Raw genomic sequence first — 12,275 nt, 5'->3', positions numbered from 1 at the left:
CTTTACTTGATGCCGAGAGCGCCCGCGATCGCCTTCGCCGTCACCTCGATGATGTTGGGCACGTAGAAGATCACTCCGATGGCCACAGCCAGGATGAGGAACTGGACGAAACGCGTGATCTCGCGGGTGAAGAGGAAGAAGAGCGCGACCACGGAGACGACTACCAGGAACAACGGGGCAAAGAAGGCACGCAGGAAGTTGGCGAGCCCTCCGGTGTCAATGCCGGTCGGCGACGGCGACGGCGACATTTCGATCAAGGTGAGCACTACGGTCTTCAACGTCACTTCTTGTCCTCCCGGGGGGTACCGAACAACAGCGCGGTCGTGCGTCTATCCAACGGCCCGACCAGCGCCGCGGATGTCGGCGACGTACCACTTGTCGCCCTGCTTCTCCACGGTGAGGCGGTAGGCCTGCTCCAGCCGCCCGCCGACGGCGGCCGGGTCGGTGGCGCTCGGCGTGGCCGGAGCGTCGCCGTTGGGCACGATCCACACCACGACCGCCTGGATCTCTCGGGTGGCACCCCCCACAGGCACCACGATGTCCTTCAGCTCCGCGAAGGTGAAGGCGCTGCCGAAGCTCGGCAGGGTCTTCCCGGCGGCCACGTAGCGCTGCAGCCCGGCGGTGTCGCCGGAGGCGTAGTCCTTGAAGAAGCCCTCCAGTTGCGGCTTGAGCTCGGCCGCCGCCGCGTCGTCGGTCTCCGGCTTCGCGAGCTGCGGCAGGTCGGCCGGGGCCGGCGCGGGAAGGATCGCCGGACGGCCCGCGATGACGAACCGCCTGCCGTTGTCGTCGCCGGAGTAGTAGATCGGGACCGACAGCATGAGCCGGCGCGGCCCGGACTGGAAGGCCACGCTGACCACGGCGTTCTGGGCGTCGGTCGCCTCGATGTCGTACGGCTGGATCGCGACGGCGGCCATCTTGCCGAAGCCGTCCCACCACATCTGCGCGTCCATGCCCTCGGCCAGGAACGCGGCGAGCTTCCTGGTGCGGCTGGCCGCGTCTTCCGGGCTGAAATTCAGATAGACCCCGGCGAACTGGGCGGCGAAAGCCATGCCCTGGTCAGCGGGGAATCCCTTGTGCGCCACGGCGGCGCCATTCGTCGTCGTGGGCTCTTGCTGGGTATACCGCTCAAATGGGGCACGAATCCCATTCACCACGATAACCACAATAAGCGCCCAGAGAATGATGCGGCCGGCCCAGACCAGCCACCGTCCGCCGCCACCGGACCAGCCGCCCCGACGCGGCCTGCGCGAGGGCGGCGCGTCGAAGTCAGCCATGTCCGGGCGCGCGGAAAGCTCGGGCTCGCCAGCGATCCGAGGATCGTGCTGGACGGTAGACCTACGAGCCATCACGCCTCCGCTCGCGCCGATCCCCCCGGTTGGCGCGGTGTCGTCCGTTGCCGATCCCCATCATCCGCGGTGAAGTAGTCACCCTATCCGGTCCCGCCATTCTTCCAGGAAAGCCACGCCCATGCTGCAGGCATGACCGCCTTGACGGCAAACCGGATCCGTATGGCAGACGTCAGCGCCGGTTCCCGTCACTTACTGGCGGAATCACCATTTGACCAGGCCAGACGCCCATTTCCGCCTAGCGCGGCAGACATGGATTCCTGTCCAAAACAGGCATAGATGCTCACGACCTGCGCATTTGGCATGAGAGGAGGACAGAGGGTGTTACGCACCACTTCTGGGGGTACGACAGTCTCGGCTCAGGCGGGCTCGGGGTCCTGGCTCGTGCGTGCCCGGCGACGGCTGTGCAGGTCGACGACCGTGGGCGACACCGCGCGCTCCAGCGACCCCCGCAGGTCGGCGAGCATCGAGGCGGCGTCCCGCTCCCGCATGCGGCTGGCCAGCTCGTTGCGCTCGTCGACCTTCCTGCGCAGGTACGCCTCACGGTTGACGCGCAGCCCGTACATGAGCTCGACCCTGATCAGGGCCAGCTCCTCCTCCAGGCTGATGCCCGCGAGGGTGGGCGCCGGACGTCGTTTCCGGATGATGCGTCGGATCATGAGGGCCTCCCGAGTCAGCGTGAACGCCGTGACGATTCGACGCGTAGGGACCCAAAGTGGTTGACGCGTCAGTTGTCCCGGAATCACATAATCCCGGAGGGGCCTGCGCGTTCGTCATCCGGACGATGGGCTTTCGACGGCGATCCGCCGGTAACCTAGCGTAGCGAAAGTTAGCCCACCGTGATTGGACTGATGTGATGCGTCGCCTCGCCGCCGCCCTCCTGCCCGCCGCCGCGCTCGCCGCGTTCGCCCTCTGCGCGCCCTCCCCGGCCACCGCCGCGCCCTCCTGGGTCACCGACAGCGAGTGCACCGAGGCGGGCGGCAAGGTCTCCCCCGTCGGCCGCGGCAAGGCCGTGTGCCAGGGCGGCACGTACGCGAACGAGATGATCCACTTCGACAAGAAGCCCGCCGGCAACGGCGGCGGGGGCCCGCTCAGCGGGGGCGGCGGCCCGCTCAGCGGCGGCCCCGCGGCCCTGCTCGGCGGGCTGCTCGGATAGCGCGGGCCGGCGGATCAGACGTTGAAGCGGAACTCCACCACGTCGCCGTCGCGCATGACGTAGTCCTTGCCCTCGATGCGGGCCTTGCCCGCGGACCGGGCGCTGGCGATGGAGCCCACTTCGACCAGGTCGTCGAAGGAGACCACCTCGGCCTTGATGAAGCCGCGCTGGAAGTCGGTGTGGATCACGCCGGCCGCCTCGGGCGCCGTGGCGCCCTTGCGGATCGTCCAGGCCCTGGTCTCCTTCGGGCCGGCGGTCAGGTAGGTCTGCAGGCCCAGCGTCTCGAAGCCGACCCGGGCGAGCTGACGCAGGCCCGACTCCTCCTGGCCGACCGACTGGAGCAGTTCCAGGGCCTCCTCCTCGTCGAGCTCGACCAGCTCGGACTCGATCTTGGCGTCGAGGAAGACGGCTTCGGCCGGCGCGACGATGGCCGACAGCTGCTCCTTGAGCGCGGTGTCGGTCAGCTCGTCGGCGTCGAGGTTGAAGACGTAGAGGAAGGGCTTGGCGGTGAGCAGGTGGAGCTCGCGCAGCTCCTCCCGGTCGAGGCCGCTCTCGAAGATGGTCCTGCCGGTCTCCAGGACGGCCAGCGCGGCCTCGGCGGCCTCCAGCGCGGCCTTCTTGTCCTTGTTGTTGCGCGCCTCCTTCTGCAGGCGCGGCACGGCCTTCTCGACCGTCTGCAGGTCGGCCATGATCAGCTCGGTGTTGATGGTCTCGATGTCCCGCTTGGGGGAGATCTCGCCGTCGACGTGCGTGACGTCGGGGTCGCCGAAGACGCGGATGACCTGGCAGATCGCGTCGGTGTCGCGGATGTTGGCGAGGAACTGGTTGCCCCTGCCCTGCCCCTCCGAGGCGCCCTTGACCAGGCCCGCGATGTCGACGAACTCCACCTTGGCGGGCAGGATGCGGGCCGAGCCGAAGATCTCGGCCAGCTTGGGCAGGCGGTCGTCGGGCACGCCCACGATCCCCACGTTGGGCTCGATGGTGGCGAACGGGTAGTTCGCCGCGAGTGCGTTGCCGGTCTTGGTCAGCGCGTTGAAGAGCGTGGACTTACCGACGTTGGGCAGGCCGACGATGCCGATGGAAAGGCTCACGGACAGCGAGTTTACTTGCTGAGCAGGTGCAGGCAGGTCACCGGACGGTAGGTCCCGGGCGCCGCGCGCAGGTAGCGCTGGACGCCGGCCGGACAGGCCGCGGGCGTGGCCTCGAAGGAGACGACGCGGGCCCAGGCCGCGGACGAGTCGCAGGCGGCCCTGGTCACGGCCGACCTGGCGACGACGTCGGCGGGCGGTCTGGCCACGCACGCGCCCTCGGCGAGCACCTGACCGCCGGGGCCGAGGCAGACGACGTTCGCTCCGCTTTCGAGCGTGTCGAGGGTGGACGAGGGGCATTCGTCGGCGGTCGAGGCGATCGCGACGGATCTGCCGTACCAACCGGCGCCCGCGCACGGGCGTTCCCGCCCGTCGAGGGCCACGCAGTCGCCGGGCCTGAGCAGGCCGCCGCCACCGCCGGGCACGCCGGCGTGCGGGGCCAGGAAGGACCGCACGCAGGCCGTGCGGCCCAGGCCGATGCGCAGCACGTCGTCGGTGTCGTCGGGGCAGTCGGCGGGCCGCGGCGGGTCGTGGGCGATGGCCAGCACCTCGAAGTCGCCGCCGTTGCAGGGGATCAGCGCGTAGCGGTCGGTGACGCAGGCGCCGGGCGTCCAGCGCAGGGTCGGGCGGGTGGCCGCCGGCCCCTCGGCCCCGGGACCGGTGATCACGGCTCCGGCCAGGGCGATCAGGGCGACCGACACCGCGGACACGGCGACGGCGAGCCTCGTACCGGTAGCCATCCCAATACTGTGCGTGACGGATCAGTCGGCGCACAAGCGGATTCCGCAAGCGTGTCGGGAAGATCCAGACGCGATGTGCTGCAATCATCGTTGGAGTGGATGTCGTCTCGCTGCTCATCGGACTCGCCCTCGGACTCCTCGTCGGCTTCCTGGTCGCCAGGACCCGCGCGGCGGTGCGGGTGGCCGAGGCCGACGCGCGGGCCAGGTCGGCCGCCGAGAAGCTGGTCTACGTCGAGGAACAGCTCGCCGAACGGTTCCAGGCCCTGTCCACGCGCGCCCTCGACGTCAACAACGTGCGTTTCCTCGAACTGGCCGAGACCCGTCTGTCGGCCAGCCGCGCGGAGGCCGCCGGCGATCTCGACCAGCGCAGGCAGGCCGTCGAGCACCTGGTCGAGCCGCTGAAGGACGCGCTCGCGCGGGTCGAGTCGCAGCTTCGCGACACCGAGGCCGGGCAGCGGGCGGCGCGGGCGGAGCTGGCCAAGCAGATGGAGTTCGTGCAGCAGAGCAACGAGCAGCTGCGCTCGCAGACGACCGCGCTGGTCAGGGCCCTGCAGCGGCCCGAGGCGCGCGGGCGGTGGGGCGAGCTGCAGCTGCGCCGGGTGGCCGAGATCGCCGGGATGCAGCGCCACTGCGACTTCGAGGAGCAGGTCGTCGAGGGCGCGATGCGTCCCGACATGGTGATCAGGCTGGCCGGCGGCAAGAACATCGTGGTCGACTCCAAGGTCTCGCTCGCGGCCTACCTGGAGGCGGCCGAGGCGGGCGACGAGTCGCTGGCCACCGTCCGGCTCGACGCGCACGCCAGGCACGTGCGCGAGCACGTCGACCGGCTGGCGGCCAAGGCGTACTGGCAGGGGTTCAACCCCTCGCCGGAGTTCGTGGTGCTGTTCATCCCGGGCGAGGCGTTCCTCGCGCCCGCGCTCGAACGCGACCCCGCGCTGCTGGAGTACGCCATGGCGCGGCGGGTGCACATCGCCACCCCGACGACGCTGATCACGATGCTGCGCACCGCCCACTACGCCTGGCAGCAGGCCGCGCTGAGCGAGAACGCGCGGGCGGTGTTCGAGCTGGGCAAGGAGCTGTACGAGCGGCTGTCGTCCCTCGGCAGGAACGTGGAGTCGCTGGGCAAGGCGCTGACGCGGGCGGTGGAGGCGTACAACAAGTCGGTCGGTTCGCTTGAAAGCCGCGTCCTGGTCACCGCACGCAAACTCAACGATCTGGGCGTCGTGGACGGCGACCTGGACGCCCCGGACATGCTCGAAGGGCTGCCGAGACCCCTGGCCTCGCCCGAACTGCTCGAAACCACGTCTCTGATTTCGCACTCGAACGGTAAGTTGGCAGGCGGGTCGCCGTAAACGGGGGTGGGACAGTGGCAGAGAAGGGCAGGCGTTCTGGCGTCAGGCTGACCGCTCGCGGCGCCATCGCGCTCACCTTGGTCGCCACCCTGGCGGGCTATGTCCTGACCGCGGTGCTCGGCCTGTCCTACCTGGTGGGGGCCGCGTTCGTGGTGTCGAGCCTGCTCGGCGTGCTCCTGGTCAACAAGCGCGAGCTGCTGTCGCTGGTGGTCACGCCGCCGCTGGTGTTCTTCTGCGCGACGCTCTTCGTCGAGCTCGGGCGCGCGTTCGGCTCGGTGTCGATCATGCAGTCGCTGGCCCTCGGCCTGTACGGCTCGCTGACCCGCGGCGCTCCCTGGCTGTTCGCCGGCTCGGCGGTCGTGCTGGCCGTCGCCTGGCGGCGCGGCCTGCGCGACAACGTGCGGGAGCTGCGCGAGGAGCTGAAGGCGGGCGCGGAGATGCCGCGCCCGCGCCAGCCGTTCGTGCCCGAGCCGGAGGGCTACTTCGAGCCCAAGGTCTACGGCACCCCGCGCGGCGACGACTAGCCGGCGCGAAGGTCCTTGCGCAGCTCGTGCGGGAGCGCGAAGCGCATGCTCTCCGGCACCGACTCGACCTCGCGCACGTCGCCGAAGCCGTGCCCCGCCAGCCGCGCGAGCACCTCGTCGACCAGCTCCTCCGGCACCGACGCGCCGCTGGTCACGCCGACCGTGGTGACGCCGTCGAGCCATTCGTCCTGGATGAAGCCGGCGTTGTCCACCAGGTACGCGGCCTCGGCGCCGTAGTCTTTGGCCACCTCGACCAGGCGCTTGGAGTTGGACGAGTTCTCCGACCCGACCACGATCACGAGCTGGGCCTCGGCGGCGATCTCCTTCACCGCGACCTGCCGGTTCTGGGTGGCGTAGCAGATGTCGTCGCTCGGCGGGTCGATCAGGGTGGGGAAGCGCTCCTTGAGGCGGGCGACCGTCTCGGTGGTCTCGTCGACCGACAGGGTGGTCTGCGACAGCCACACGAGCTTGTCGGGGTCCTTCACCTGGACCTTCTCGACCGAGTCGAGACCGTCGACGAGCTGGATGTGGTCGGGGGCCTCGCCCGAGGTGCCCTCGACCTCCTCGTGGCCTTCGTGCCCGATGAGCAGGATGTCGTAGTCCTGGGCGGCGAACCGCTTGGCCTCGTTGTGCACCTTGGTGACCAGCGGGCAGGTGGCGTCGATGGTGCGCAGGCCCCGCTGCCTGGCCTCCTCGTGCACGGCCGGCGAGACGCCGTGGGCCGAGAACACCACGATCTCGCCCTCGGGCACCTCCTCGGTCTCCTCGACGAAGATGGCGCCCCTGGCCTCCAGCGTCTTGACGACGTGGGTGTTGTGCACGATCTGCTTGCGGACGTAGACCGGCGCGCCGTACTGCTCCAAAGCCTTCTCGACCGCTACCACGGCTCGATCGACTCCGGCACAGTAGCCGCGCGGCTTGGCTACGAGTACTCGGCGGGAAGTGGGGGTCTGGGGCTCCATACTTCTTATGCTACGTGGAGCGGCCATCAGGGCTGCGCGTGCGTGGTCGCCCGCCGTTTGCCAGACTGGCCGTCCAATACAGACCTCCCAGGGAGACGTCATGTCCCTCAGCGACGTGATACGCAACATCGCCAGAACCGTTACCAACAAGGACGAACTCAAGGAGAAGGCCAAGGATCTGCCGCTGCTCGTCGTCCAGACCACGCTCAGCGCGGCCGGGCAGGCGCTGCTGGTGGTGGACCGGGTGAAGAACTCCATCAAGGGGCTCGGCACGAAGGAGGAGCAGGAGGAGGAGCAGGAGTCCCGTCCCTCCGCCGCCGCGCAGGTCGCCGCTCCCCCGGCCGAGGAGGAGAAGCCGGCGCGCAAGGAGCCGGTCATCTTCACGCCGCGTCCGGAGGCCGCGCCCAACGGGTCGGCCAAGAGCAAGCCGGACCCGGTCATCTTCGCCCCCGCGGGCAAGACCGCCACCAAGCCGGAGACCGAGCCCAAGCCGGAGACCGAGGCGAAGACGACGACCGAGCCCAAGCCGTCGACCGGCTCCAAGGCGACGTCCGAGCCCGAGCCGGAAGCCGCGGCCGAGACGGAGGCCCCGGCGAAGGCCGACGCGCCGGCCAAGGCCGAGGTCAAGGCGGAGGCGCCCGCGAAGGCCGAGGTCAAGGCCGAGGCACCGACGGAGGCCGAGCCCGCCGCCGAGGTCGAGCCGACCGCCGAGACCAAGGCCGCCGAGACCAAGGCCGCCGAGACCAAGGCCGCCGAGGCCGAGCCGGCCGCAGAGGTCGAGCCGGACGTCGCGGCTGAGGTCGCGCCCGCGGCCGAGCCCGCCGCGAAGCCCGCCAGGACCGCCAAGGCCACGAAGACCGCCAAGAGCACGAAGGCCGCCGCGACCACCACCACCGCCAAGCCGGCCAAGCCCGCGAAGGCGACGAAGGCCGCCAAGGCCGCCGCCGAGCCCGCCGCCGTCACCGAGGTCACCGAGGAGCCCGCGCCCGCCGCCGCGCCCCAGGACGGCGTGCTCAAGGCCGCCGCGGAGGCCGTCACCGAGCCGGCCGCCCCCGTGGCGGAGCCCAAGGTCGTCCCCGACGACCTGGCCGAGCCGCTGCCCGGCTACTCCGAGCTGACCGTGGCCTCGCTGCGGGCCAGGATGCGCGGCAAGTCCGCCCAGCAGATCGGCGACTACCTCGCCTACGAGCGCGCCACCCAGGCCCGCGACGAGGTCGTCCGCATGTTCGAGAACCGGCTGGCCAAGCTGCAGACCGGGGAGTAGTCGTAGCGAACCCGTAGTCTTCCGCCATGACCTCGAAGACCACACCCGAGTCTCCGCTGCCGATCCGCACGGTCCTGCAGATGGTGGGCGGCTGGATCGGCAGGCTCGGCACGGTGTGGGTCGAGGGCCAGATCACCGATCTGAGCGCGCGCGGCGGCACGGTGTTCCTGACCCTGCGTGACCCGGTGGCCAACGTCTCGGCCCGGGTCACGGCTCCGCGCGGCGTCTACGAGGCCGCCGAGCCGCGTCCCTCCGACGGCGCGCGGGTCGTGGTGCACGTCAAGCCGGACTTCTGGGTCAACAAGGGCTCGTTCGCCTTCACGGCGATGGAGATCCGGCCGGTCGGCGTGGGCGAGCTGCTGGCCAGGCTGGAGCGGCTGCGCCGGCTGCTGGCCACCGAGGGGCTGTTCAACGCCGACAGGAAGCGGCGGCTGCCGTTCCTGCCGGGCACGATCGGGCTCGTCTGCGGGCGCGACTCGGCCGCCGAGCGCGACGTGCTGGAGAACGCCCGCCGCCGTTGGCCGGCCGTGCGGTTCAAGGTGGAGGAGGTGGCCGTCCAGGGGCCGTACGCGGTCGGGGAGGTCACCGAGGCGCTGCGCAAGCTCGACGCCGCCCCCGAGGTCGAGGTGATCGTCGTGGCCCGCGGCGGCGGTTCGCTGGAGGACCTGCTGCCCTTCTCCGACGAGACGCTCGTGCGCGCGGTGGCCGCCTGCCGCACCCCCGTGGTCAGCGCGATCGGCCACGAGCAGGACAGCCCGCTGCTCGACCTGGTGGCCGACGTACGCGCCTCCACGCCCACCGACGCCGCCAAGAAGGTCGTCCCCGACGTGGGCGAGCAGCTCGCGCTGATCCGCCAGCTGCGCGACCGCGGGCGGCGGGTGCTCAACGGCTGGCTCGACCGCGAGATGTCCTGGCTGACGTCGGTGCGCTCGCGGCCGTCGCTGGCCGATCCGGTGCGCGAGCTCGAACGCCGGGCCGAGCAGGTCGACGCGCTGCGGGAGCGGGCCAGGCGGTCGCTGACCGGCTCGCTCGACCGGGCCGCCGACGACCTCACGCACCTGCGGGCCCGCCTGGTCGCGCTGTCGCCCGCGGCCACGCTGGAGCGCGGCTACGCGATCGTGCAACATCCGTCGGGCGAGGTCGTGCGCCTGGCCAAGGACGTGCCGCCGGGCTCCCCGCTGACGATCAGGCTGAGCGACGACCGGCTCACGGTCCGTACGGAGGACTAGGGCCCCCGCACGACGGCGGCGGCCAGGTCGGCGAGGCCGGCCTTGACGTCCTCCACCGTCATGCCGCGCTCCTCCCGCTGGAACTTGATCAGCCAGGCTGTGACCGGCGCGAGCAGCGCGTCGGCCAGATAGGCGGCGTGGGCCCCCGGCCGGGCCGCGGCGAGCAGGCTCGCCAGATGCACCTGATGCACCTTGTACGGCCCGCTGTAGCGCACCTTGCCCGGCCCGTTCTCCAGCAGCAGGAACAGGTCCTGCTGCTCGACGATGCGATCGACCAGCGCGTGCAGGAAGGCCGTGACCCGCTCGGTGGGCGGCGCGCCGGGCCCGAGCGGCGGCGGGCCGTTCAGGAACGCCGCCTGGAAGCGCCGCTCCCGCTCGTCGATCAGCGCGAGGACGAGCCCCGCGCGGTCGCCGAAGCGCCGGTAGACGGTGCCCACCCCGACGCAGGCGGCCTTGGCCACCTCGTCGAGCGAGAGCTCGTCGGCGCCGCGCTCGGCGATCATCGCGGCGGCCACCTCGATGATCTTCCGGCGGTTGCGCGCGGCGTCGGCCCGCTCGGGCTGGGGCTGCCCGACGACGGGCAGCAGGGGACGTGCGCACACGCCTGGAGCATAACTCCCTTGTGAACGGAGAGCTCTCCGGTATTCTCCGAATCGGAGAACTCTCCGATTATGAGGAGCTGAGGATGACCAACTCGTTCAACCAGCAGGTCATTGACGAATTCCGGGCCAACGAGGGCCGAGTGGGCGGCATGTTCGAGGGCGCGTCGCTGGTGCTGCTCACCACGACGGGCGCCAAGAGCGGCAAGCCGACGACCACGCCGGTGATGTACCTGGCCGACGGCGACCGCTACGTGATCATCGCCTCCAACGCGGGCGCCGACAACCACCCGGCCTGGTACCACAACCTGCGCGCCAACCCCGCGGCGACCGCCGAGATCGGCACCGAGACGTTCGAGGTGAAGGCGGAGTTCATCGAGGGCGACGAGCGCGACCGGCTCTACGCCCGCATGGTCGAGATCGCCCCCGGCTTCGCGGAGTACGAGGCCAAGACCAGCCGCCGCATCCCCGTGGTGGCGCTCAACCGCACCGCCTCCTGACGGATCAGAAGGGGGCGTCGTCGGCGCCCGGCTCCGAGCGCCTCGCCATGGCGGCGGCGAGCTTGACCCGGGCGCCCTGCAGCCACTCCTCGCAGACGGCCGCGAGCCGCTCGCCGCGCTCCCAGAGCTCGATCGACTGCTCCAGGGTGAGCCCGCCCGTCTCCAGGCGGCGCACCACCTCGGTCAGCTCCTCGCGGGCCTGCTCGTACGAAGGTGTCTTCTCGTCTGCCACGGCCACCACCCTAGACGCCGCCGCGCCCGGCCAGGGTCATCCCTTGGCGCGCTGCTGCAGGAGCCCGGCCAGCTCGGTCAGCTCGGGCCAGTCGGCCGTGCCGGTGATCACGAGGGTGACGTCGGGGAGCACCCGCACGAGCGAGCGCTGGTTCTTGTCCTCGCGGAACCGCTTCTCCCACGTCACCCCGCCCACCTGCTGGCTGCCGGACGGCTTGGCGATGCCGGTCATGCGGTTGGCGAACTCGGCGGCCGGCTTCTCGTCGCTCTGGGCGAACATGGCGTGCTGCCGCTCGGCGGTGGCGTAGCCCAGGTAGAGCACCTGAGCGCCGTTCTCGCCCTTGGCGATCCTGTTGCTGTTGGGCACCCAGCCCGCCGGGTCCTTCTGCGGGGACCACACCTGGTAGGGCACGTCGTGCCCGAAGTTGGCGACGGTGATGGAGTAGTCGAGCCGCGGGATGTGCTCCTCGCGGCTCTGCGGGGCGACGAGCATGAAGAGCCCCACGCCCGCCAGGCACACGAAGAGGGCTACCGCGTAGCCGTAGAAACTTTGGCTGAACCGTCGCACACTTGGCGAGGTTACCCGCTGGAGGGCGCGGTCGCCGAAGCGGCGGGCCTGATCTGGCCGATGATCGCCAGCACGTCGTCGACCATCGCGCGGTCGCCGGAGAAGACGATCTCGCTGACGGCCGCGGCCAGGGCGCCGGTGACCACGACGACGAGCGCGGGCTCGTCCTCGAACAGGGCGGCGTTGCGCTGGGCCCACGTGCGCAGCCGGTCGCGCATGACCACCTCGAAGCCGGGCGGGCCGTCGCCGCGCAGGAACAGGGCGGCCAGCTCGCGTTCCTCCAGGCAGCCTTCGAGGTAGGCGCGGGCGGCGTCGATGAACACCCGCATGGGGTCGCCCTCGGCGGCGGCGCGGGCCGTACGGGCGGCCTGCTTGGTGCGCTGGGCCTGGCGGGCCTGCCATTCCTCCCACAACGTGAGGTAGAGGTCGGCCTTGCCGGAGAAATGGTGGTAGAGGCTGCCCACGCTGGCGTCGGCCCTGGCGACGACGTCCGTCACGCCGGCCTCGGCGAACCCCTTGGAGACGAAGACCTCCCGCGCGGCGGCCAGCAGCGAGCTCCGCGTCGCAGCCCCCCGCTCGGACGTGCGAGGCTGGGTCACCGCGTGTTCCACTTCGCTCATTCGATCTCCTCCACGGCGGGGGCGCATGTCCATGGTGGAGGCGAGATCTCCTACGCGCACGCGATATGGCGCAAAATCCGGTCTCCGTCATGCGGG

The 12,275-nt window shown here is 70.9% G+C and carries 16 protein-coding genes; 6 read left to right on the top strand and 10 right to left on the bottom strand.

Annotation, left to right across the window (positions count from 1 at the left end):
- Nucleotides 1–2 precede the first annotated feature (2 nt).
- The 3 genes from ACFYUV_RS36730 to ACFYUV_RS36720 all read right to left on the bottom strand — a co-directional run bounded on the left by ACFYUV_RS36730 (nt 3) and on the right by ACFYUV_RS36720 (nt 2,005).
- Complete coding sequence (locus ACFYUV_RS36730) at nt 3–248, bottom strand: hypothetical protein (protein WP_352325464.1); 246 nt, start codon at nt 246–248, stop codon at nt 3–5.
- An 81-nt stretch (nt 249–329) separates the two neighbouring features.
- The gene (locus tag ACFYUV_RS36725; protein ID WP_352352933.1) at nt 330–1,082 is read right to left on the bottom strand and encodes a conjugal transfer protein; all 753 of its coding nucleotides are present in this window, start codon (nt 1,080–1,082) and stop codon (nt 330–332) included.
- A gap of 623 nt (nt 1,083–1,705) precedes the next feature.
- Nucleotides 1,706–2,005, bottom strand: a complete 300-nt coding sequence (locus tag ACFYUV_RS36720) for a hypothetical protein (RefSeq protein ID WP_352352934.1) — start codon at nt 2,003–2,005, stop codon at nt 1,706–1,708.
- Between the two features lie 197 nt (nt 2,006–2,202).
- Here ACFYUV_RS36720 and ACFYUV_RS36715 point away from each other — a divergent pair, with 197 nt between their 5' ends.
- Nucleotides 2,203–2,502: a hypothetical protein gene (locus ACFYUV_RS36715; protein ID WP_364337782.1), complete on the top strand. Its 300-nt coding sequence runs from the start codon at nt 2,203–2,205 to the stop codon at nt 2,500–2,502.
- 14 nt (nt 2,503–2,516) lie between these two features.
- On the opposite strand, the gene ychF is transcribed toward ACFYUV_RS36715, so the two are convergent.
- Nucleotides 2,517–3,593: a redox-regulated ATPase YchF gene (gene ychF, locus ACFYUV_RS36710; protein ID WP_352352936.1), complete on the bottom strand. Its 1,077-nt coding sequence runs from the start codon at nt 3,591–3,593 to the stop codon at nt 2,517–2,519.
- An 11-nt stretch (nt 3,594–3,604) separates the two neighbouring features.
- Complete coding sequence (locus ACFYUV_RS36705; protein ID WP_387677145.1) at nt 3,605–4,330, bottom strand: hypothetical protein; 726 nt, start codon at nt 4,328–4,330, stop codon at nt 3,605–3,607.
- Nucleotides 4,331–4,425: 95 nt separating this feature from the next.
- On the opposite strand from ACFYUV_RS36705, the gene ACFYUV_RS36700 reads away from it, so the two are divergent.
- Together ACFYUV_RS36700 and ACFYUV_RS36695 are read left to right on the top strand one after the other, a co-directional pair.
- Complete coding sequence (locus ACFYUV_RS36700) at nt 4,426–5,682, top strand: DNA recombination protein RmuC (protein ID WP_387677142.1); 1,257 nt, start codon at nt 4,426–4,428, stop codon at nt 5,680–5,682.
- 14 nt (nt 5,683–5,696) lie between these two features.
- Nucleotides 5,697–6,206, top strand: coding sequence for a DUF6542 domain-containing protein (locus tag ACFYUV_RS36695; RefSeq protein WP_358294442.1), 510 nt, complete (start codon nt 5,697–5,699; stop codon nt 6,204–6,206).
- Here ACFYUV_RS36695 and ACFYUV_RS36690 read toward each other — a convergent pair.
- Entirely contained in the window at nt 6,203–7,168 is a 966-nt protein-coding gene (locus ACFYUV_RS36690; RefSeq protein WP_387677138.1) for a 4-hydroxy-3-methylbut-2-enyl diphosphate reductase, read from the bottom strand. The genes ACFYUV_RS36695 and ACFYUV_RS36690 overlap by 4 nt on opposite strands.
- A 100-nt stretch (nt 7,169–7,268) precedes the next feature.
- Here ACFYUV_RS36690 and ACFYUV_RS36685 point away from each other — a divergent pair, with 100 nt between their 5' ends.
- Both ACFYUV_RS36685 and xseA read left to right on the top strand, forming a co-directional pair.
- Nucleotides 7,269–8,432 (top strand): hypothetical protein, encoded by a 1,164-nt coding sequence (locus tag ACFYUV_RS36685; RefSeq protein ID WP_387677135.1) that lies wholly within the window; start codon nt 7,269–7,271, stop codon nt 8,430–8,432.
- Nucleotides 8,433–8,458: 26 nt separating this feature from the next.
- Complete coding sequence (xseA, locus tag ACFYUV_RS36680; RefSeq protein ID WP_387677132.1) at nt 8,459–9,661, top strand: exodeoxyribonuclease VII large subunit; 1,203 nt, start codon at nt 8,459–8,461, stop codon at nt 9,659–9,661.
- Here xseA and ACFYUV_RS36675 read toward each other — a convergent pair.
- Nucleotides 9,658–10,263 (bottom strand): TetR/AcrR family transcriptional regulator, encoded by a 606-nt coding sequence (locus tag ACFYUV_RS36675; protein ID WP_387677129.1) that lies wholly within the window; start codon nt 10,261–10,263, stop codon nt 9,658–9,660. The genes xseA and ACFYUV_RS36675 overlap by 4 nt on opposite strands.
- 83 nt (nt 10,264–10,346) lie before the next feature.
- Here ACFYUV_RS36675 and ACFYUV_RS36670 point away from each other — a divergent pair, with 83 nt between their 5' ends.
- Nucleotides 10,347–10,760, top strand: a complete 414-nt coding sequence (locus ACFYUV_RS36670; protein ID WP_387677126.1) for a nitroreductase family deazaflavin-dependent oxidoreductase — start codon at nt 10,347–10,349, stop codon at nt 10,758–10,760.
- A gap of 4 nt (nt 10,761–10,764) precedes the next feature.
- On the opposite strand, the gene ACFYUV_RS36665 is transcribed toward ACFYUV_RS36670, so the two are convergent.
- Genes ACFYUV_RS36665 through ACFYUV_RS36655 form a run of 3 tightly spaced genes read right to left on the bottom strand, consistent with a single transcriptional unit; the run spans nt 10,765 to nt 12,179 of the window.
- A complete protein-coding gene (locus tag ACFYUV_RS36665; protein ID WP_352325447.1) occupies nt 10,765–10,992 on the bottom strand; it encodes an exodeoxyribonuclease VII small subunit in 228 nt (75 codons plus the stop codon).
- A 36-nt stretch (nt 10,993–11,028) separates the two neighbouring features.
- Nucleotides 11,029–11,559 carry a DUF4245 domain-containing protein gene (locus ACFYUV_RS36660; protein WP_387677123.1) on the bottom strand — a complete coding sequence of 177 codons (531 nt, stop codon included), beginning with the start codon at nt 11,557–11,559 and terminating at the stop codon, nt 11,029–11,031.
- 11 nt (nt 11,560–11,570) lie between these two features.
- Nucleotides 11,571–12,179: a TetR/AcrR family transcriptional regulator gene (locus tag ACFYUV_RS36655; protein ID WP_387677121.1), complete on the bottom strand. Its 609-nt coding sequence runs from the start codon at nt 12,177–12,179 to the stop codon at nt 11,571–11,573.
- Nucleotides 12,180–12,275: the final 96 nt, after the last annotated feature.

The sequence above is a fragment of the Nonomuraea sp. NPDC003560 genome, from assembly GCF_042878785.1.
In the GTDB taxonomy this organism is placed as follows: Bacteria; Actinomycetota; Actinomycetes; order Streptosporangiales; family Streptosporangiaceae; genus Nonomuraea.
The sequence above is the reverse complement of the archived record's forward strand: the minus strand, read 5'-3'. Positions and strand labels throughout refer to the sequence as shown.